We start from the raw sequence: 21,481 nt of genomic DNA, 5'->3' as shown, positions 1-21,481 counted from the left end.
GTTTCGCAAACCGACACGCGGGCGCCCTGCCCTGCGTCTGGCCTTTGGCGCGATTGGCGCACGCGGGGGTGAGGCGACGTCGGTCGTGCTGTCGTTGGGCTTGGGCCTGACGGTGCTGGCGACTGTGGGACAAATTGACGGAAACCTGCGCACATCGTTTTCGGATGATCTGCCTGCTGTGGCACCCAGTTATTTCTTTGTGGATATCCAGCCTGACCAGATCGCAGGTTTTGGTGCGCGGCTTGATGCGGATGATGCCGTGAGTCGATATGACACAGCACCGATGCTCCGCGGGATTATTACGCAGATCAATGGCCGCCCCGCAGAAGAGGTGGCCGGTGGTCACTGGGTCGTGCGCGGGGACCGCGGGATCACCTATGCTGATGCGCAGCCCAGCGGCACAGAGATCACGGCGGGGGAATGGTGGCCCGAAGGCTATGACGGGCAGCCCCAGATCAGCTTTGCCGCCGAAGAAGCGGCAGAGATCGGCCTGCAACTGGGCGATATGATGACAGTGAATATTCTGGGCCGTGACATCACCGGAGAAGTGACGAGTTTTCGCAATGTCAGTTGGGAAGACGCAGGCATCGGCTTTGTGCTCGCGATGAACCAGAGCGCTCTGGCGGGGGCACCCCATAGCTGGATTTCGACCGTCTACGCCACCCCCGAGGCCGAGGCCGCAATCCTGCGCGATCTGGCAACGGCCTATCCCAATATCACCGCGATCCGTATTCGTGATGCAATTGATCAGGTGATCGAACTGGTGGGCGGTATCTCGGCGGCGACGCGCTATGGCGCGTTGATCACGCTTGTTACAGGGTTTCTGGTGCTGATCGGGGCAGCAGCGGCCGGTGAGCGGGCGCGGACCTTTGAGGCGGCGGTGCTGAAAACGCTCGGCGCCTCGCGCGGGCGGATCATGCTGAGCTTTACCTTGCGTGCGGCAATGCTCGGGTTTGCGGCAGGAAGCGTGGCACTTGGCGCGGGTATTCTGGGCGGCTGGGCTGTTTCGACCTTTATCATGGACACAAGCTATACCGTGATCTGGTCCAATGCCCTGCTGATCATCGGGGGCGGCGTTCTGGCATCGCTGCTGGCGGGGCTGGCCTTTGCGTGGGGGCCGCTTTCGGCGAAACCGGCGCAAGTGCTGCGCGCGCGCGAATGAGCGATCCGGCTTTTTTCGGGTACGGCAGCCTCGTCAACCTTGCCACCCATAGCTACGATGATCCGCGTCCGGCAGTTCTGCACGGTTGGCGGCGCGTCTGGCAGCGGACAAACCTGCGCAAGGCAGCCTTTCTGTCGGTCACTCCCTGCGCTGATACCCCGCTGCACGGGGTGATTCTGCGCGTGCCCGGAGCTGATTGGCTGGCCCTCGACCAGCGCGAGGCCGCATATCAGCGCCATGATGTGACCAGTGCCATCCAGCATCACGGCGCCAAAGCGCAAACAGCCGTCTATCAGGTCAAGCCCGCGCATCTGTCGGACGCTGCGGATCATCCCATCTTGCGCAGCTATCTGGACGTTGTTGTGCAGGGCTATCTGCGCGTCCATGGCGAGGCCGGCGTTGCGCATTTCTTCGAGACAACCGATGGCTGGACCATGCCGGTTCTTGATGACCGTGTGGCCCCGCTCTATCCCCGCCATCAGCTTCTGACCGCCCGTGAGACAGGGCTTGTCGATGCGCATCTAGCGGCGGTGATGAAGTAGGCTAAAGAGACGTGCCTGTCTTGCAAAGGGTTCGCCCTTTTCGGGTTTCTCCCCCTGATCTGCAATCACCTTTCGCGCCAGCCAAAAAGCGATGATCGCAAAGACAGCGCCACCGAGATATTGCCCGATCAACACGCCCGGCGCACCGAACCATGCGGCACCCACCATCACGAAGGGGATCGTCCCAAGGGTATGGCGGCCCCAGTTGACGATTGTCGAATAGAAAGGGTGTCCAAGGTTATTGAAAGCGGCATTGGCCACAAAGATGACCCCGTTGAAGAAGAACATCAGTGACAGCGGGCCCGCAAAGAGGAACACGATGGTCAGAGCCACGCCGTTGTCGAGACTGAACAGCATCTGGATCGCGGGGCGGGCAAGGAAAAACAGCCCCGAAACCACCACCACCACGATGGCGGTAAAAAGCAGCCCGTCGCGGAACGCCCCACGCACGCGGTCATGCAGCCCGGCGCCTGCATTTTGTCCGATAATGGGCCCGATGGCCCCTGAAAGCGCGAAGATCACCGCAAAACCCACAGGCGACATACGGGCGACAATGGCCATACCTGCCACGGCCTCTTCACCGAATTGCGCCATAGCCCGGGTGACATAGGCCTGCCCGATCGGGGTGGCCAGTTGCGTCAGGATCGCGGGAAAGGCGATGGCAAGGATGGGGGCAAGGTCGATTTTCAGGCTGGCGGGGGTGGGCCTGTCAAAGCCGCCGTAGTGACGGATCAGGGGCAGCAGCGCCGTCAGGGCGATGGCCACCCGCGCGCAAACGCTGGCCATGGCGGCACCTGTCAGTTCGAGATCAAGACCGAAAATCAGGATCGGATCAAGGACTGCGTTGACCAAACCGCCCCAGATTGTCGCCATCATGGCACGGCGCGCATCGCCATGCGCACGCAGGATTGCACCACCGATCATACCGATCATCAGGAATGGCAGCGAGGGCACGATGATTTGCAGATAGTGGACGGCAAGGTCAAGTGTTTCGCCCGAGGCACCGAGCAGGGCCGCGAATGTGGCAAGGTTCATCCAGACAATGGCCGCGAAGACAGCACCGAAAATGACACCATAGATCAGCGCGTTGGTGGCGCGGCGGCGGGCCTCTTCACGTGCGCCGGCGCCCAGTGCGCGGGCAACGAGGGCCCCTGCCGCAATCGCCATACCGATGCCGAAGGAGGTGGTGAAAAACAGGATTGCACCGGCATAGCCGACCGCCGCCGCGAGCTCGGCCTTGCCCAGCATGGAGATGAAGATCATGTCGACAAAATCGACCAGAAACACCGCCATGAGGCCGACCGAGGCGGTCAGGGACATCACCGAGATGTGGCCGAAAAGGCTGCCTCGGGTAAATTTTGCCTGGGTGTCGGCCATGCGTGGGTGCCTGCATCATGCGTCATCGTCACCATGACGCGCAGGACGCGGGGATGACAAGGAGGGTTCTACGCAAATAGCAGAAGCAGCGCAGCGCAGCGCACATCAGCTTTGAGCGCTGGAGTAACAAGACGCTTGATAAGTTCTGTTTCAACCGCGAACGTGGCCACCAACGACATCCATGACAGCACCGTTCAATTGAGGCCCCCATGCAATCCCAGCCCATGACATTCAAAGAAAAGTTGTCCGATCCCACCAAACGATTGACGGCGCATGTCTGCACCATTCCCTCTGCAACGGTGACCCAAGCGATGGCAGCCGCTGGCAGCGACGCGGTCATAATTGATCTGGAACATGGTGCGATTGATTACGCGTCGGCCCATGCAATGATCGCAGCAACTGCCGGCACGTCATGTGCTCCGCTTGTCCGGGTCACAGCAAACGATGCGGCACAAGTAAAACGGGTGCTGGATCTTGGTGCTGAAGGTATTGTGTTTCCGTTGATCCGTAGTGCCGAAGATGCTGTCCGTGCTGTCGCCTCGCTGCGTTACCCGCCGAATGGCACGCGTGGTTTCGGACCATTCCTCGCACATTCCCGTTGGGGGACGTCACTCATGGACTACCGCGGAACCGTCGATGGTCGTCTGGTTTGCTGTTTGCTGGTCGAGACACGGGATGCGATTGAAAACATTGAGGCGATATGTGCGGTGCCGGGGATCGATGCGATTATTCCGGCGCAATTTGACCTATCGACAGATTTGGGCATTTCAGGCCAGTTCGACCACCCAGATTTTCTTGCGGCCATTGCGAAGGTCGAAGAAGCCGCGAACGCAGCAGGTATCCCGCTTGGCAACGTTGGCCTTGCAAAGTCACAGGCTGATGCGCTTTTCGCGAAGGGTTATCGCATCATCGCCGGCTTTGACATCCTGTGGCTCAAGGCGATGGCTGCGGAAACACAATCATGGACACAATAGGCGTACCTTGCCGGATACCCCGTTTTGGACCACGGGGGATTGGTAAAGCATCGATGTAGACAGGCAAGAACTGCTCACTGACACACAACCTTGCGAAATGCGGTGAGTAGGTGCCGAAAAAGGTCGCCTCGTCCCGTAGAAGGGATACGCCTGAGCAGGCATCGTGCAACCCTTTCCTTGTCCCTCAATCCAGCTTGGGCGCCTTTTGCAAAAGCGGCATCACCTCGGCCATTTCAGGACCGCGGGCGCGGCCGGTGACGGCTTTGCGCAGGGGCATGAAAAGGGTTTTGCCCTTGCGGCCTGTGGCCTCTTTCACGGCGGTGGTCCAAGTACCCCAGGTATCAGAGTTGTAAGGCAAGGGCGGCAGCATGGCGAAAGCCTGCGCCACGAAATCGCGGTCTTCGTCATCGACCAGCGGCGTGGCACCATCGCGCATCAGCGCCCACCAGTCGGCGACTTCGTCCAGGCTGTTGATGTTGTCGCGCACAAGCTGCCAGAACGGATCAGCCAGAGCGGCAGGCACGCCAGCCGATGTCAAGACATCGGCCACATCGCCGGACCCGAGCGTGGCCAGATGGCGCGCGGTGAGCGGGATCAGATCAGCTGCGTCGAATTTGGTGGGGGCAGAGCCGAATTTCGACAGATCGAAATGGGCGACTACCTCGTCGATATTCGCGCGCAGTTCCACAGGCTCGGATGAGCCAAGGCGCGCCATGAGCGACAGGATCGCCTGTGGCGCGATGCCTTGTTTGCGCAGATCGCGCAATGCCAAGGTGCCGAGGCGTTTGGAGAGCGCCTCGCCTTGCGGGCCGGTCAGGAGCGAGTGATGCGCGAATGTCGGCACCGTGCCGCCCAGTGCCTCAATCATCTGGATCTGGGTGGCCGTGTTCGTGACGTGGTCGGAGCCGCGCACGATATCGGTGATGCCCATTTCGGTGTCATCGACAACCGAGGCCAGGGTGTAGAGGATCTGGCCGTCGTTCTTGAAGAGCACAGGATCGCTGACCGAGGCCGCGTCAATCGAGATGTCGCCGATAATGCCGTCGGTCCATTCGATGCGTTTGTGATCAAGTTTAAAACGCCAGTGCGAGCCGCGTTCAGCGCGCAGTGTGTTTTTCTCGTCTTCGGAGAGCGCCAGTGCCGCACGGTCATAAACCGGAGGCTTGCCCATGTTGAGTTGTTTCTTGCGCTTGAGGTCGAGCTCGGTCGGCGTCTCGAAGCATTCATAGAGCCGACCCATGTCGATCAGTTTTTGCTTGGCTGCCAGATAGTTTTCCATGCGCGCGGACTGATGTTCCACACGGTCCCATGTGAAGCCGAGCCAGTGCAGGTCTTCTTTCAGGCCCGCCACATACTCGGGCTTGGAGCGTTCACCATCGGTGTCGTCGATCCGCAGGATGAAGGTGCCCCCGTTCTGGCGCGCAATCGCATAGTTGAAAAGTGCGGCGCGCAGGTTGCCGATATGGATCCAACCTGTGGGTGATGGGGCGAATCTGGTGGTGGTCATGGGTGCATCTCCTGTTGAGGGGCTTTGAACATGAGACGCGCGCGATGTCCAGTTGGAGGGGTGGTTTGAGGGGCGCTGCCCCTCGGCTGCGCCTCACCCCGAAGTTTGAACGGACATGGAAAGAGGATCGGGCGGGGGGACATTTGGTGTTGTGGTTTTTAGGGGCCGCAGGGATCAAAAGGCCGGGCCGATCTGCACTTCCCACAGACCTGTGCGCGCGCCCAGCACGTCAGAGCGTTTTTCGCGCAGGTGACGCCCCTGGTTTTCAAGGCGGAGCCCGATGAGGTTGACGATATCGGGCGCGTCATGTGTGAGGTGGATGACGTTGAAAGGGATTGAAACTGCGTCTGTCTTGAAGATGAGCTGGTCGTGTTTGGCCATGGCAGGTCTGCGCAGGCGGATGCTCTGGAGCGCTGCGAGCTGGATCGTTCCGGGTGGGCTGTGGAACGTCACGGCCTGATCGCTGATTGTCATGCGCAGGGCAGGTTTGCGCCTTGGAAAGGCGGCCCAAAGCCCCAGGGCCACCGGCAGGAGTGCCGAGAGCAGAAAGAGCGCATCGGACGGACCATCTACCCAGGGCCATGCAAAACGCGCGAGGATCAGGTTGAGGGGAAGCCCGATAAAGAGCAGTGCGCCGCCTGCCACGCGCCTGAGGCGAAAGCTGTCCTTGATCCGTGTCTCAGCTGTCATCGCGCCAGCGGTTCACGATCGGGTAGCGCCGGTCAAGCCAGAAGGCACGCGCCGACAGCCTTGGACCGGGGGCCGACTGGAAGCGTTTGTATTCGCTGATATAGATCAGGTGTTCGACCCGCTTGACGGTCTCGCGCGCGTAACCGGCCGCCACGCAATCTGCGACAGAGGCCTCTTGATCCACCAGCATTGCCAGAATGCCGTCGAGGGTATCGTAGGGTGGCAGGCTGTCTTCGTCTTTCTGGTCAGGGCGCAGTTCGGCCGAAGGGGGTTTGTCGATGATTGCTTCGGGGATCACCGTGCCTGCGGGGCCACACATCCAGTCGCGGTGGTTGGCGTTGCGCCAGCGGCAGGCGGCGAAAACACGGGTTTTATACATGTCTTTGATCGGGTTATAGCCACCCGCCATGTCGCCGTAGATCGTGGCGTAGCCAACAGCTACCTCGGATTTATTGCCGGTGGTCAGCAGCATTTCCCCGAATTTGTTTGACTGCGCCATCAGCAAAAGACCACGGATGCGCGACTGGATATTTTCCTCGGTCAGGTCGGGCGCAAGCCCCGCGAAAAGTGGCGCGAGGGCCTCGGTCACCGCGGCGCGCGGACCTGCGATGCTGATTGTGTCGTAGGTGCAACCCAAAGCCTTGGCGGCAGCTGCGGCATCATCGAGCGAGCCTTGGGAAGTGTATTCGGAGGGGAGCATCACGCAGCGCACATTGCCCGCGCCCAGCGCATCGACGGCAATGGCAGCGACGATGGCACTGTCGATCCCGCCCGACAGGCCCAGAAGGACCTTTTTGAAACCAGTCTTGCGCATGTAGTCGCGCAAGGCTTCGACCATCACGCGGTAGTCTTGCTCAAGCGTGTCCGGCAGCGATGCCTTCTCACCCTCTTGCGCGACCCAACCGTCATCTGTGCGTTCGAAATCGACATGGGTGATGGTGGCGTCCATCACGGGCAATTGCACCGCCAATTTACCGCCACGATTGAGCACGAAAGAGCCGCCATCGAACATCTGGTCATCCTGTCCGCCGACCATATTGAGGTAGACGAGCGGCACATCGTTTTCGATCACGCGGTTGAGCATGGTCTGCATGCGGATGTTGAATTTATCGCGGAAATAGGGCGAACCGTTGGGCACCACCAAGATCTCGGCGCCGCTTTCGACCATGGCTTCGCAGACATCGGGATACCACGCATCTTCGCAAATGGGATGGCCGATGCGCGGGCCGTCAGGCAGCGCAAAGGGGCCTGCGATATCGGCGCTCTTGAACAGGCGCACCTCATCAAAGACGTTGAAGTTGGGCAGAAAGTGTTTGCGGGCACGGGCGACGATCTGGCCGCCGCGCAGTGTAAAATAGGCATTATAAAGCCGGCCGTCTTCCATTGCAGGGCCACCAATCGACAGGGCGGGACCGTCGGCACAGTCTTTGGCAAGCTGCGTCAGATGCGCCATCGCATCGGCAACAAAAGCCGGTTTCATGATCAGATCCTGGGTCTGATAGCCGACCAGAAACATCTCGGGCAACACGACAAGATCGGCGCCTGCGGCTTTGCCCGCCGACCATGCCGCGCGCGCCTGATCGGCGTTGCCTGCGATGTCGCCCACGGTGGGGTTGAGCTGCGCCATTGTAAGGCGAAATAATTTTGTCATAGTTTTGTCCAAAAGCCTTGGCATGCATGTAGCAGAAAGAAGCGCGGGGGAAAGCCGTTAGACGACTTCGGCCCATGGCCGTTGTCAGGTGGCAACGCCTCTCATAAGCTGCAGATACACGGAAGTGAACGGAGAGACGGATGACGATGTTTGTACTACCAAAGACTGCGACTATTGCGATATTGGCCGCAACCATCGCTTCCAGCGGGTTCGCCCAAGATGTCCAGACAAAACAATATGATGACGGTGGTGTCTATGAAGGAACCTTCGTCGATGGCAAGCAGGATGGCACCGGCACCTACCGGCTTCCGAACGGGTATGAATACACCGGCCAGTGGGTTGCGGGTGAAATCCGCGGCCAAGGCAGAGCCATATTCCCCAACGGGTCTGTCTATGAGGGGGCTTTTGTCGCAGGCAAGCCCGAAGGCCAGGGCCGAATCACATTTGCGGATGGCGGCACATTTGAAGGCGAATGGGTCGACGGCAACATTACCGGGCAAGGTATTGCCGAATATGCCAACGGTGTTGTCTACGAGGGTGAATTCCGCAATGCCATGCATAACGGCATCGGCACCATGACCAGCCCCGGCGGCTATATCTATGAAGGCGCGTGGGTGAATGGCGAGAAGGAAGGTGAGGGCAAGATCACCTATCCGGATGGTGCCGTCTATGAAGGCACGCTCAGAGCCGGCGAACGTGATGGCACCGGCACGATGACCATGGCGGACGGTCTGGTCTACACAGGCGAATGGGTTGATGGGCGCATTCAGGGTGCTGGCACACTCACGCAGCCCAACGGTGATGTCTATGTTGCAAACTTCGTCGATGGCAAACGTGAAGGCGAAGGCGTGGCCACCTATGCCAACGGCGATGTCTATGAAGGGACCTTTGTGAACGATCTGCGGCATGGCACTGGCACTTTCCGCGGTACAGATGGTTATGTTTATGTGGGTGAATGGGTTGAAGGCCGCATTGAAGGCCAAGGCGAAGTGACCTATCCGGACGGCTCTGTTTACGTCGGCACCTTCGTGAACAGCCTTGCCGATGGCACCGGCAAAATCACCTATACAGACGGGTCAACCTATGAAGGCGAATGGGACGCTGGCGTGATCAACGGCGTTGGTGTTGCGACGCTTGGCAACGGTCTGGTCTATGAGGGCGAGTTCCTGAATGCCCGCAACCACGGCCAAGGGAAAATGACCTATGCTGACGGCTATGTCTATGAAGGCCAGTGGTCCGAAGGGCAACGCAACGGTCTGGGCCGGGCAGTTTATGCCGATGGCGCGGTCTATGTGGGCGAGTTCCTGAACGGACAGCGCAACGGTGAGGGTGAAATCACCCTGCCCGATGGCTTTACCTATGTCGGCCAATGGCAGGACGGTGTAATCAACGGCACAGGTGTTGCGACCTATGCCAATGGCGACGTCTATGAGGGTGGCTTCGTCCGTGGCCGCCGCGAAGGCGAAGGCACGATGCGCTATGCGACCGGACAGGAGAGCATCGGCATCTGGTCAGACGGCGCTTTGGTGTCAGAAACGACCGGAAACTAAAGACGTCAGACAACGAATTGCGAAGGGTCAGGGGTTTCTCTGGCCCTTTTTTTGTTCAGGTCAGAATGGAAGGCCCAAAGCGGCTGTTTGGCGAATGGCTTAGATTGTCTGCTATCGGCCCAAAGCCGTCGTTTGCAGATGCCGCGGCGAGCCGCCGCTCCGAGCCTAATCTGCCGCCCGAGGCGTAGTCCGGCCATCGTCCGACCTAGAGGGCTTGGCGGCGTCAGCGGCACGGGGTCGTGCAGCAAAAGCAGGGTGAGATACCTTTGAAAGCATTGCAAAATCGCCCTCTTGGGGGAGGTCGGGCGATGGCCGGACTGCGCCGGCCGGTTCTACTATGGGGGTGCTTTTGGGTGAAACGAAGAAGACAACTATGTCCGCAATGTAGCCTTTCGCTCGGGGCATAACGAACGTCCGCTTTCGCCCATTTCAGTCTTTTGTACAGTTTGCGGCATTCAACACTCTGGGCTCAAACCACACCTTCGCTCGGCGCAAGGCTTTCTCAAACACCCGCCCCCTTTGCCGCGTTCGATTATCCCTCCCCCTAGACCTTTTCACCTGCCTCAAGCTTTTTGAGGAACCCGTCGGCTTCGGACAGGACTGTTTCGCGGCGGTCCTCGTCCATCCGGTCCCAGACGCGGTACATGTTGCCCATGCGCGGGTTGCCCTCGAAACGGTCGCGGTGGCGGTCTAGGAAGTGCCAGTAGAGCAGGTTGAACGGGCAGGCCTTGTCGCCTGTTTTGTCCTGTACGCGGTAGGCGCAGGCACCGCAGTGGTCGGACATTTTGTGGATGTAATTGCCCGACGAAATATAGGGTTTGGAGGCGATGATCCCGTCATCGGCGAATTGGCTCATGCCAATCACATTGGGGGCCTCGACCCATTCGTAGGCGTCGGCATAGACCGCCAGATACCATTCATGGACCTGCGCTGGGTCAATGCCGGCAAGCAGCGCGAAATTACCCGTCACCATAAGACGCTGGATGTGGTGGGCGTAGGCCTCGGCCCTGGTTTGTCCGATGGCCTTGGACATGCAGTTCATCCTGGTCTCACCGCCCCAGTACATCGCGGGCAGCGCTCGGTCATGGCCCAGCGCATTGCGGGCGGTGTAATCCGGCCCTTCGCGGAAATAGATGCCGCGCACATATTCGCGCCAGCCAATGATCTGCCGGATAAAGCCTTCAACGGCATTCAGCGGCGCGTCACCGTCGCGGTAGGCCTGCGCGACCTTCTGGCAGACCTCCAGCGGATCAAGCAGGCCCGCATTGATATAAAGCCCGATCACCGCGTGATAGAGAAAGCGGTTGTCATCGAGCATGGCATCCTGAAAGTCGCCGAAATTGGGCAAACCGCCCTTGATCCAATGGGCCAGATGCTGGCGCGCCTGTCCGGTATCAGTGGCAAACCAGAACGGTTCCAGATCGCCGAAGTTGTCACCGAAACGGTCCGCGACCAGTGCCAGCGCCTCTTGGGTGGTGTCGTCCGGCGCAAATTGCATGGGCCCGCCATAGGTGACCTGATCGGGGGCCGGCTTGCGATTGTCGTGGTCATAGTTCCACTTGCCCCCCTCGGGCTGGTCGCCGTCCATCAGCAGGCCGGTTTTGCGGCGCATCTCGCGGTAGAAATACTCCATCCGCAACTGTTTGCGCCCCTCGGCCCAGTCATCGAAATCCTGATGGGACGCGATAAATCGCGTGTCGGGCAGGCAGTGGGTTTTCAGCGGCATGTCGCCCAGCGCGTTGATCAGCCGCCATTCACCCGGTTCGGTGTAGACGACACCGGCAGCGTCATATTCGGACGCGCGGCGGATCAACTCGCCGGTGATGGAGCCGCTGTTATGGGGATCATCCAGCGGGGTGTAGGCCACGGTCCAGCCATCATCGCGCAGGGTTTGCGCGAATTTGCGCATGGCAGCAAAAGTGAAGGCGATTTTCTTGGGGTGATGGGGCACATAGGACGCCTCGTCCGCGACCTCGGCCATGACCACGACGTCTTGGGCCTTATCGCCTTTTTGCAGCACCGACAGGTTGGGCGAGAGCTGGTCACCCAGAACGAGAAGCAGCCTCACCAGACAATCTCCTGACCGGCGTAATCATAAAAGCCGCCGGTGTTGTCAGGGGTCAGGTTCGCGATGACGGTCAACAGGTTTTTCGCGGCGTCCTGTGGTTCCACCGTTTTGTGGCGGCCTGCATAATCCGCAGTAAAAGATGTAGCGACCGTGCCGGGGTGCAAGGCCACGCAGATGGATTGCTTGTGTGACCTGCCCAGCTCGATCGCCGCGCCATGCACGATCTGGTTCAACGCAGCTTTGGACGCGCGGTAGGAATACCAGCCACCGATCTTGTTATCCCCGATCGAGCCGACCCGTGCCGAAAGCGTGGCGATCACCCCGCGGTCGTCTTTGGGCAAAAGGCGCGCGGCGTGGCGCAGGATCAGCGCCGGACCGATGGCGTTGACGGCATAGACCGCTGCCATATCCTCGGGCTTGATCGCAGAGAGGGATTTTTCCGGTGCGCCCCAAAGCGGGGCAAGGATGCCAAGCGCGACGAAGATCAAATCGAACGGGCCTTCTTGCGCCGCCATGCAGCGTTCTACCGAGGCCGGGTTGCCAACGTCGAAGCCATCAACCGACCGTGACAGGCCGGTGACGTCCCAGCCATCGCCCTGTAGTTGGGCTGTGACCGCCGCCCCTATGCCACCTGTTGCCCCGATCACCAATGCACGCATGTTCTTCTCCTTTGACTTGCCGCGATTTAGCGCCACCTTTGGAAGGGACAAGGAGGAAGACCCATGCGTCAGGTAATTCCACTGCTGGCCTTGCTGGCCACCCCCGCGGCGGCGCTGGAGCTGACGTTCCAGACGAGCTATGACCTCGCGCGGCCCTCCAGCCTTGATTAAGACCCTACATTCTGCGGACTCTGGATTGCGAATGAAAGCCGCGAGGTGCTGCTGGTGACCTTGCAGGGCGACGAATTGCGCCGTTTTCAAAGTGATCTCGACCGGATCAAGGCCGTGACCGTTGAGGACAACCACCTGCTGGTCGCGGACGGTTTCGGGAATTTCCAGCGGATCAGCAAGGATGGTGTGGCGCTCGCGGCCCCTTTTGCGTCAAGTCAGGGCTGGGCCAACACCGAAGGTATGGTGATTGATGCCGACGGCATGATCGTCACGGTCGAGGATGATCCCGAGCGCATGACATGGCTGTCGCCAACGGGCCAAGTGGAGCGACAAATCAACACGATGTCGCTGAACCCGCCCCTGTCCGAGGCGCAAGGCATCGCACGGGACACGCGCACAGGGCATTTGTTGATCGTGGATGATATGGAAGGCACCAATAGCCTCTATGAATTCAGCGCCGATGGTGAACTGTTGGGCACAACATCCCTGCTGCCATACGGGCGGGACCCGGAAGGAATAGCGATCCGCCCCGGATCAAGCCAGGTCTTCATCGCCTTTGACAGCGGGGCCAGTATCGCGGCCTTTGATTACCAACCCACCCTACCCGACGGTGCCCCGCCACTGCCTCCAGAATCCGATTGCCTGATGTTCTAGGGCGTAATTTCCGCGCTCGGGAAGGCATTTCGGGGTTTTCATCACAGAAATCGTGACTATAGTCGCGCGCATGATGATCCGTGCACATATCACTTCTGCTGCCTCCAAAGGGCTGCTTTCGCGCGACATCCTACTCCTTAGCTGCCTCTGAGCGTGCCTGTCGGCGCGACCGCTCAGAGGGTGAAACGCGCCAAGATATGCTAAGGACAAAAGGAATACCAAAATGACCAAATCGAACGAAGTGTTGATTTTCGACACCACCCTGCGCGACGGCGAACAATCCCCGGGCGCGACCATGACCCATAACGAAAAGCTCGAAATCGCCGAACTGCTGGACGAGATGGGCGTTGATATCATCGAAGCCGGCTTCCCCATCGCCTCGGAGGGTGATTTTCAGGCGGTGAGCGAGATTGCGAAACTGTCGAAGTCTGCCACTATTTGCGGCCTGTCGCGCGCAAACTACAAAGATATCGACCGCTGCTGGGAAGCGGTGAAGCATGCCAAATCCCCGCGCATCCACACGTTTATCGGCACATCACCCCTGCACCGTGCGATCCCGAACCTGACCATGGACGAAATGGCCGAGCGTATTCACGACACGGTCACCCATGCGCGCAACCTGTGTGACAACGTGCAATGGTCGCCAATGGATGCAACGCGGACCGAATGGGATTACCTGTGCCGTGTGGTCGAGATTGCGATCAAGGCGGGTGCCACCACGATCAATATTCCTGACACGGTGGGCTATACCGCCCCTGTCGAAAGCGCCGATCTGATCCGCCGCCTGATCGCCAATGTCCCGGGTGCGGAGGACGTGATTTTCGCAACCCACTGCCACAATGACCTTGGCATGGCGACCGCCAACTCATTAGCAGCCGTCGAGGGTGGCGCGCGCCAGATCGAGTGTACCATCAACGGTCTGGGCGAACGTGCGGGCAATACCGCGCTGGAAGAGGTCGTGATGGCATTGAAAGTGCGCCATGACATCATGCCCTACACCACAAGGATCGATACGCGGAAGATCATGAATATCTCGCGCCGCGTGGCGACAGTGTCGGGCTTTGCGGTGCAGTTCAACAAAGCCATCGTCGGCAAGAACGCCTTCGCGCACGAAAGCGGCATTCATCAGGACGGGATGCTGAAGAACCGCGAAACGTTCGAGGTGATGAAACCCGAGGATGTGGGTCTGGCGGGGACATCCCTGCCCTTGGGCAAACATTCGGGCCGCGCTGCACTGCGTGCGAAACTGGCCGAGCTGGGGTTTGATCTGGCGGACAACCAGTTGAACGACATCTTTGTGCGCTTCAAGGATCTGGCGGATCGCAAGAAGGAAGTCTTTGACGATGACCTGATGGCTCTGGTTTATCAGAACGACAGCGCCGAGGACCGTCTGAAGCTGAAATCCCTGCGCGTTGTCTGCGGCACCCAAGGCCCCCAGACGGCCGATATGGTGATGGAGATTGATGGTGCCGATGTTGAAACATCGGCCACAGGTGACGGTCCGGTGGATGCAACTTTCAACGCCGTCAAGGCGTTGTTCCCGCATCGTGCGCGCCTGCAACTCTATCAGGTCAGCGCCGTGACCGAAGGCACCGATGCGCAGGCCACAGTCTCTGTACGGATGGAAGAAGACGGGCGTATCGCGACAGGACAATCCGCCGATACAGATACCGTGGTGGCAAGTGCCAAGGCCTATATCAATGCGCTGAACCGGCTGCTGGTGCGCCGCGAACAATCCGCACCCGGATATGACGTGAAGGGTGTCAGTTACAAAGACACCTAGGCAATCTGCACCGACTCAATCAAGCAGCGGCGATCCATTGATTTGGATCGCCGTTTGTCGTTCTGGGACAATCGTCATGATGGCGAGAACAGCCAAATCATGCGGTATGTTGCAAAAGTATAAGCAAGTTGCCGCTCAGGGGGGAAATTAGCCTGCAAAGATTGATTAATCATAAGTGGCCGATTGCCGCCGCCTTTCGAAAATGGAGGGCTTCTATCCCTTCAAGAGTGTCTTTATAACCAGTTGAAACCCGCCAGTGCGCAGTGGAGCGGGACAACCACTTTATTATCGGGACAACCACTCAAATGGCAGGCTTCGGCGGATTGTTTTCATCGGATATGGCGATTGACCTCGGCACAGCGAACACGCTTGTGTACGTTAAAGGCAAGGGCATCGTTTTGTCTGAACCTTCGGTAGTCGCCTACCATGTAAAGGACGGCGTGAAAAAGGTCTTGGCGGTGGGCGAGGATGCCAAATTGATGCTGGGCCGCACGCCAGGCAGCATCGAGGCGATCCGCCCGATGCGCGATGGCGTTATTGCGGATTTTGATACCGCAGAAGAAATGATCAAATACTTCATCCGCAAGGTCCACCGCCGCTCGACCTTTTCGAAACCAAAGATCATCGTCTGTGTCCCCCACGGTGCGACGCCTGTCGAAAAGCGCGCGATCCGCCAGTCCGTGCTGTCTGCCGGTGCGCGCCGTGCCGGCCTGATTGCCGAACCGATTGCAGCGGCCATCGGGGCCGGCATGCCGATCACGGATCCGACCGGCAACATGGTTGTCGATATCGGTGGTGGTACAACTGAAGTCGCGGTTCTATCCTTGGGCGATATCGTTTACGCACGCTCCGTGCGCGTGGGCGGTGACAGGATGGATGAGGCGATTATCAACTATCTGCGCCGTCAGCATAACCTGTTGATTGGCGAAAGCACCGCCGAGCGGATCAAGACGTCGATCGGCACCGCCCGTATGCCTGACGATGGCCGTGGCCAGTCGATGCATATCCGTGGCCGTGATCTGCTGAACGGCGTGCCGAAGGAAACCGAAATCAGTCAGGCGCAGGTTGCCGAGGCGCTAGCCGAACCGGTCCAGCAGATCTGCGAGGCCGTAATGACCGCACTGGAGGCCACGCCACCGGATCTTGCCGCCGACATCGTGGACCGTGGTGTGATGCTGACGGGGGGTGGTGCCTTGCTGGGCCAGCTTGATCTGGCGCTGCGTGAACAGACAGGTCTGGCGATTTCTGTCGCCGACGAGTCACTCAATTGTGTAGCATTGGGCACGGGCCGCGCACTGGAATATGAAAAACAGCTACGGCATGTGATAGACTACGACAGCTAACAGATAGCGAGGGAATATCCGCCCTTGGCACGCGACAAGAATAGTGAAGACTTCATCGGCCCGATCCGCAGATTGCTGGTTGGGCTGTTGGTCTTGGCGCTTGTCGGTCTGTTTCTGGTCTGGCGGATTGATAGTCCGCGTGTCGAAAGATTGCGCGCGGCAACGATTGACGCCGTTGTGCCGTCTTTCAGTTGGGCGATGGCCCCGATTACCGGAGCCGCCAATCTGGTGAGCGATTTCCAAAGCTATCAGCAATTGCGCGCACAAAACCAAGATTTGCGCCGCGAGTTGCAGCAGATGCGCGCGTGGCGCGAAGCCGCCCTCCAACTGGAACAGGAAAACGCGAAGCTGCTTGATCTGAATAACGTCAGCCTTGACCCGAAACTGACTGTTGTGACGGGTGTTGTCATTACAGACAGCGGATCACCCTTCCGCCAATCGGTTCTGGTCAACGTTGGTGCGCGCGACGGCATCCTTGATGGCTGGCCCACAATGGATGCGATCGGGCTGGTCGGCCGGATTGCGGGTGTCGGGCAAAACAGCAGCCGCGTGATGTTGCTGACAGATACCTCGAGCCGCATCCCCGTCACGATCCAACCCTCTGGTCAACGCGCCATTCTTGCCGGCGACAATTCCCTGAACCCGCCACTGGAATTTCTTGAGGATGCCACCCTCGTGCGCCCCGGTGACAGGGTTGTTTCTTCGGGTGATGGCGGGGTGTTTCCCGCTGATCTATTGGTGGGTCAGGTTGCTTTGGGCACGGATAACCGGCTGAGGGTCCGTCTGGCGGCTGATTACCAAAGGCTGGAATTCTTGCGTGTCCTGCGCTCGCAACCCCACGAACGCATCGGGGATCCGGGGAATCTGCTGACGCCAGAAGCCGAATTCTTTGGTCCTGCAGCGGTCAATCCGGCCGCATTGAGCGCATCGGGGTTTGGCGATGGCTGAATGGGCGGATAGTAAAACCTGGTTGAACCGGCTTGTTTTTATCGCATTGGCCTTTGTGCTGATTGTAATTGATCTGGCTCCGCTTGATACGCGCCCTTCACTTTGGGCAGCCCCGGATGTGTTGCTGGCAGCAACCCTCGCTTGGGTCGCGCGCAAGCCAAGCTATGTTCCGGTTTTTATCATCGCGATGATCATGCTTTTGACGGACTTTCTGTTCCTGCGACCGCCGGGGCTTTGGGCGGCACTGGTTGTCGTGCTTTCCGAGACCATCCGCCGCCAGCATCGTGAGTTCCGCAATATGCCCTTCTTGGTCGAATGGGGCACGATTGCCTTCGGGATTGTTGCCATTACTGTGATCAACCGTATCGTGTTGGCCGTGGTTATGGCACCAGAGGCACCATTGGCCCCGACGTTGGTTGAAATGGTCGCAACTATTCTGGTTTATCCTCTTGTGCTTGTCGCGGCGCATTTCATCTTTGGTGTGTCGCGCATGTCACCCGGTGAAGTCGGCAGCAAAGGACAGGTCTTATGAAGCGCCCCCCTAAAGATGTGATTTCAGGCGCACGCACTGTCAGTCGCCGCGCGCTGGTTATGGGCGGTGTTCAACTTGGGATCGTGGGTGCCTTGGGCTGGCGTATGCAATCGTTGCAGGTCGAACAGGCCGACCAGTTCCGCCTTTTGGCCGAGGAGAACCGGATCAACATTCGTCTACTCCCCCCGTCGCGTGGTCTGATCTTTGACCGCAACGGCATTCCGATCGCCGCCAACGAACAGAATTACCGCGTTGTCATGGTCCGCGAGGATGCGGGCGACGTGGGCGAGGTCTTGGCAAAGCTGACCGAGATTGTAGAGATCGCCCCCCGTGATCTTGCACGCGCCATGGAAGAAATGCGCCGCCGCGCCCCTTTTGTGCCGGTCACGATTGCGGAACGTCTGTCGTGGGAAGATGTCGCCCAGATCAACCTCAACACCCCCGCCCTACCCGGCATTCAGGCCGAAGTCGGCCTCAGCCGTGTTTACCCGTGGGGTGCTGATCTGGCCCATGTCGTTGGGTATGTCGGACCTGTCAGTGACTATGACCTGAGCCGGATTGATGACCCTGACCCTCTGCTGCAAATCCCGAAATTCCAGATCGGCAAGACCGGCGCGGAAAACAGGCTGGAACGCACGTTGCGCGGCAGTGCGGGCACCCGCCGCATCGAGGTGAATGCCGCAGGCCGCATCATGCGTGAACTTGACCGCCAAGAGGGTGATCCGGGCAAGGATGTTCAATTGACGCTCGATAGCCGTCTGCAAAGCTATGTGCAGGCGCGGCTGGATAATGAAAGCGCCGGTGCCGTGGTGATCGACCTTGAGAATGGTGATTTGCGCGCCATTGCCTCGGCGCCTGCCTTTGATCCCAATCTTTTTGTCCGCGGTATTTCCGTGGCCGACTGGACGGCGCTGAACCAAGACAAATACCGCCCGCTTGCCGCAAAAGCGGTGCAAGGCACCTATCCACCGGGTTCGACCTTTAAGATGGTCACTGTCTTGGCCGCGATGGAGGCGGGTGTCGTTGCACCCGACGAGACGGTCTACTGCCCCGGTTATACTGATGTTTTCAACATCCGTTTTCACTGCTGGAAACGTGGCGGCCACGGCAATATGAACCTGCACGAAAGTCTCAAACAAAGCTGCGACTGCTATTATTACGAGATCGCCCAGCGCGTGGGAATCGACAAAATGGCGGAAATGGCCCGCAAGCTGGGCTTGGGCGTACGCCATGATCTGCCACTCTCGGCCGTGGCCGAGGGCCTCGCGCCCGATAAGGAGTGGAAAGCGCGCGTGCGCGGCGAAGAGTGGCGGATCGGGGATACCGTCAATGCGTCAATCGGACAGGGCAATGTGCTGTCCTCGCCCTTGCAGCTTGCCGTGATGACAGCACGGCTTGCCACGGGCCGTGTTGTAACACCGCGCCTGATCCGGCTGATTGACGGGGTCGAGCAACCGTCCGGTTTGGGCGAAAGTCTGGGGCTCAACGAAAACACCCTGCGCCGCATTCGCACGTCGATGGAGGATGTTTGCAATCATCGCCGCGGAACCGCCTATGGCTCCCGTATCATTGATGAGGCGCACAAGATGGCGGGCAAAACCGGCACAAGTCAGGTGCGCCGCATCACACCCGAGGAACGCGCAGCCGGTGTGATCCGCAACGAAGACCTGCCATGGGAACGCCGCGACCACGCGCTTTTTGTGGGCTATGCGCCTTATGACAACCCGCGCTATGCGGTGTCGGTTGTGGTAGAGCACGGCGGTGGCGGATCGGCGGCGGCGGCACCGATTGCGCGCGATATTCTGCTACAGGCGCAATATGGCGGCCCCCCCCCGCTGGAAGCCTATCCCGCCGCCGTGCGTGACCGCATTGCAGAGCAACAAAGCCGGATTCAAGCCCGCGTGCCACAAGGTGCAACAAGGCGCAGCCGCGTATGAGCTATCTTGAGTATAATACCAAGTATGTGCCAACCGGATTTCGCAAGGTGCTGCACCTGAACTGGGCGATTATTCTGTTGCTCATTGCGGTCGCAAGTACCGGTTTTCTCATGCTTTATTCGGTCGCCGGAGGCTCGATGACGCCTTGGGTCGAACCGCAGATGCAGCGCTTTGCGCTAGGCATGGTCCTGATGCTGATCGTGGCAATGGTCCCGATCTGGTTCTGGCGCAACATGGCGTTTGTCGCCTATGGCGGATCGTTGATTTTGCTCCTGGGCGTGGAATTTTTTGGCGAGGTGCGGATGGGTGCCCAGCGCTGGATTGATCTGGGTTTCATGCGCTTGCAGCCTTCGGAGTTGATGAAAATCACTTTGGTGATGTTTCTCGCCGCCTATTATGACTGGCTGCCGAACAAGAAGACCTCGCATCCGCTTTGGGTGGTCGTGCCGGTGGTCATCATTGTGGTGCCGACACTGCTGGTTCTGCGTCAGCCGGATTTGGGGACAGCACTTTTGCTGCTCATCGGTGGTGCCACCGTCATGTTTCTTGCAGGGGTGCATTGGGCCTATTTTGCAACCGTGGGCGGAGGCGGGATCGCCGCTGTTGTCGCCGCCCTTCAAAGCCGCGGCACGCCGTGGCAGCTTTTGCAGGATTACCAGTATCGCCGGATTGATACCTTTCTGGACCCTGCCAATGATCCCTTGGGCGCAGGCTATCACATCACGCAGGCCAAAATCGCGCTTGGCTCTGGCGGTTGGACCGGACGGGGTTTCATGCAGGGCACGCAATCAAGGCTGAATTTCCTGCCCGAAAAACATACCGATTTTATCTTCACGACACTGGCCGAGGAATTTGGCTTTGTCGGTGCTTTCACCTTGCTGGTGCTCTATCTGCTGATCGTCATTTTCTGCATCATTTCTGCAATGGGCAACCGCGACCGCTTTGCCTCTTTGCTGACGCTCGGTGTCGCAATGACCTTCTTTCTCTTCTTTGCTGTGAACATGGCGATGGTCATGGGCCTTGCCCCTGTCGTCGGCGTGCCTTTGCCGCTGGTCAGCTATGGCGGGTCCGCCATGCTGGTCTTGCTGGTGGCCTTTGGCCTTGTTCAAAGCGCCCATATCCATAGGCCACGCTAATGCTGAATATCCTTTTCTCTGCCAAACCTGCCGCTTGGGACGAATACGAAGCGCCCCTGAATGCAGCCCTGACCGAGGCTGGCCTATCCGCAAACCTGTCGCGCACGCACGCGCCGCAGGACGTGGATTACATCATCTTTGCCCCTAACGGGCCTGTGACCGACTTTCGCCCCTATACAAAAACAAAGGCGGTGATGGGTCTTTGGGCTGGGGTAGAGACAATCGTGAACAATGAAACCCTGACCCAACCGCTCTGCCGATTGGTGGACGAAAGCCTGACATCGGGGATGGTGGAATGGGTGACAGGGCATACGCTGCGCCATCATCTGGGGATGGATACCCACATCTTTGGTCAGGACGGTGTGTGGCGCGATGACAGCTTTCCGCCTGTGGCCGCCAAACGCCCTGTGACGATCCTCGGGATCGGTGCCTTGGGGGCAGCCTGTGGTCAGGCGCTTGCGGCTTTGGGCTTTCCGGTGACGGGGTGGAGCCGCAATCCCAAAAATGTCACCGGTCTGCGCTGTTTGCATGGCGATGACGGGCTGCGCGAGGCACTGACCGATGCGCAGATTGTCGTGCTTTTGCTGCCACAAACGCCCGAGACGAACAATACCCTGAACGCCGAGACCCTGGCGCTGATGGCCAAGGGCAGTTTTGTCATCAACCCCGGCCGTGGGCCGTTGATTGATGATGAGGCACTTCTGGCCGCTTTGGATGCGGGCCAGATCACCCATGCAACGCTGGATGTGTTTCGGATCGAACCGCTGCCGGCAGAGCATGCATTTTGGGCGCATCCA

18 protein-coding genes are annotated in these 21,481 nt (G+C 59.2%); 12 read left to right on the top strand and 6 right to left on the bottom strand.

Translation table 11 applies throughout. The features are described 5' to 3' along the window. Together VGP75_RS10505 and VGP75_RS10500 are read left to right on the top strand one after the other, a co-directional pair. Nucleotides 1-1,162, top strand: a 1,162-nt coding sequence (locus VGP75_RS10505) for an ABC transporter permease (protein WP_327543616.1), incomplete at its 5' end; no start/stop codon positions are given. Then, nucleotides 1,159-1,704 (top strand): gamma-glutamylcyclotransferase, encoded by a 546-nt coding sequence (locus VGP75_RS10500; RefSeq protein WP_327543615.1) that lies wholly within the window; start codon nt 1,159-1,161, stop codon nt 1,702-1,704. The genes VGP75_RS10505 and VGP75_RS10500, both read left to right, overlap by 4 nt. Here VGP75_RS10500 and VGP75_RS10495 read toward each other — a convergent pair. Further along, nucleotides 1,684-3,081 carry an MATE family efflux transporter gene (locus VGP75_RS10495; RefSeq protein ID WP_327543614.1) on the bottom strand — a complete coding sequence of 466 codons (1,398 nt, stop codon included), beginning with the start codon at nt 3,079-3,081 and terminating at the stop codon, nt 1,684-1,686. The two genes, VGP75_RS10500 and VGP75_RS10495, sit on opposite strands and share 21 nt — an antisense overlap. Nucleotides 3,082-3,305: 224 nt before the next feature. Between VGP75_RS10495 and VGP75_RS10490 the strand changes: the two genes are divergently transcribed. Beyond that, the gene (locus tag VGP75_RS10490) at nt 3,306-4,055 is read left to right on the top strand and encodes an HpcH/HpaI aldolase family protein (protein WP_327543613.1); all 750 of its coding nucleotides are present in this window, start codon (nt 3,306-3,308) and stop codon (nt 4,053-4,055) included. A 184-nt stretch (nt 4,056-4,239) separates the two neighbouring features. On the opposite strand, the gene gltX is transcribed toward VGP75_RS10490, so the two are convergent. The 3 genes from gltX to VGP75_RS10475 all read right to left on the bottom strand — a co-directional run bounded on the left by gltX (nt 4,240) and on the right by VGP75_RS10475 (nt 7,903). After that, complete coding sequence (gltX, locus tag VGP75_RS10485) at nt 4,240-5,562, bottom strand: glutamate--tRNA ligase (RefSeq protein ID WP_327543612.1); 1,323 nt, start codon at nt 5,560-5,562, stop codon at nt 4,240-4,242. 174 nt (nt 5,563-5,736) lie between these two features. After that, complete coding sequence (locus VGP75_RS10480; protein ID WP_327543611.1) at nt 5,737-6,252, bottom strand: hypothetical protein; 516 nt, start codon at nt 6,250-6,252, stop codon at nt 5,737-5,739. Further along, on the bottom strand, nt 6,242-7,903 hold the full coding sequence (locus tag VGP75_RS10475; RefSeq protein ID WP_327543610.1) for an NAD+ synthase: 1,662 nt from the start codon (nt 7,901-7,903) through the stop codon (nt 6,242-6,244). The genes VGP75_RS10480 and VGP75_RS10475 overlap by 11 nt, the downstream gene beginning before the upstream one ends. Nucleotides 7,904-8,043: 140 nt before the next feature. Between VGP75_RS10475 and VGP75_RS10470 the strand changes: the two genes are divergently transcribed. Then, nucleotides 8,044-9,453 carry an MORN repeat-containing protein gene (locus VGP75_RS10470; RefSeq protein ID WP_414727796.1) on the top strand — a complete coding sequence of 470 codons (1,410 nt, stop codon included), beginning with the start codon at nt 8,044-8,046 and terminating at the stop codon, nt 9,451-9,453. A gap of 544 nt (nt 9,454-9,997) precedes the next feature. Here the strand turns inward: VGP75_RS10470 and VGP75_RS10465 are convergent. Then, nucleotides 9,998-11,521 carry a cryptochrome/photolyase family protein gene (locus VGP75_RS10465; protein ID WP_327543609.1) on the bottom strand — a complete coding sequence of 508 codons (1,524 nt, stop codon included), beginning with the start codon at nt 11,519-11,521 and terminating at the stop codon, nt 9,998-10,000. Then, entirely contained in the window at nt 11,518-12,180 is a 663-nt protein-coding gene (locus VGP75_RS10460; RefSeq protein WP_327543608.1) for an SDR family NAD(P)-dependent oxidoreductase, read from the bottom strand. Before VGP75_RS10460 ends, VGP75_RS10465 begins: the two co-directional genes overlap by 4 nt. Nucleotides 12,181-12,405: 225 nt before the next feature. Between VGP75_RS10460 and VGP75_RS10455 the strand changes: the two genes are divergently transcribed. From VGP75_RS10455 to VGP75_RS10420, 8 genes are all read left to right on the top strand, one after another. Continuing rightward, the gene (locus tag VGP75_RS10455) at nt 12,406-13,005 is read left to right on the top strand and encodes an NHL repeat-containing protein (RefSeq protein ID WP_327543607.1); all 600 of its coding nucleotides are present in this window, start codon (nt 12,406-12,408) and stop codon (nt 13,003-13,005) included. 223 nt (nt 13,006-13,228) lie between these two features. After that, nucleotides 13,229-14,788 (top strand): 2-isopropylmalate synthase, encoded by a 1,560-nt coding sequence (locus VGP75_RS10450; protein WP_327543606.1) that lies wholly within the window; start codon nt 13,229-13,231, stop codon nt 14,786-14,788. Between the two features lie 305 nt (nt 14,789-15,093). Next, nucleotides 15,094-16,131 carry a rod shape-determining protein gene (locus tag VGP75_RS10445; protein ID WP_055291896.1) on the top strand — a complete coding sequence of 346 codons (1,038 nt, stop codon included), beginning with the start codon at nt 15,094-15,096 and terminating at the stop codon, nt 16,129-16,131. A 24-nt stretch (nt 16,132-16,155) separates the two neighbouring features. After that, nucleotides 16,156-17,079, top strand: a complete 924-nt coding sequence (gene mreC, locus VGP75_RS10440) for a rod shape-determining protein MreC (RefSeq protein ID WP_327543605.1) — start codon at nt 16,156-16,158, stop codon at nt 17,077-17,079. Next, the gene (locus tag VGP75_RS10435; protein ID WP_327543604.1) at nt 17,072-17,611 is read left to right on the top strand and encodes a rod shape-determining protein MreD; all 540 of its coding nucleotides are present in this window, start codon (nt 17,072-17,074) and stop codon (nt 17,609-17,611) included. Before mreC ends, VGP75_RS10435 begins: the two co-directional genes overlap by 8 nt. Continuing rightward, a complete protein-coding gene (gene mrdA, locus VGP75_RS10430; protein WP_327543603.1) occupies nt 17,608-19,548 on the top strand; it encodes a penicillin-binding protein 2 in 1,941 nt (646 codons plus the stop codon). The genes VGP75_RS10435 and mrdA overlap by 4 nt, the downstream gene beginning before the upstream one ends. After that, entirely contained in the window at nt 19,545-20,684 is a 1,140-nt protein-coding gene (rodA, locus tag VGP75_RS10425) for a rod shape-determining protein RodA (protein WP_327543602.1), read from the top strand. Before mrdA ends, rodA begins: the two co-directional genes overlap by 4 nt. Beyond that, a partial coding sequence (locus VGP75_RS10420; RefSeq protein WP_327543601.1) for an NAD(P)-dependent oxidoreductase occupies nt 20,684-21,481 on the top strand: 798 nt, incomplete at its 3' end. The genes rodA and VGP75_RS10420, both read left to right, overlap by 1 nt.

This window comes from Yoonia sp., assembly GCF_036007805.1.
GTDB lineage: Bacteria > Pseudomonadota > Alphaproteobacteria > Rhodobacterales > Rhodobacteraceae > Yoonia.
This window is presented reverse-complemented; position numbering and strand designations above follow the sequence as displayed.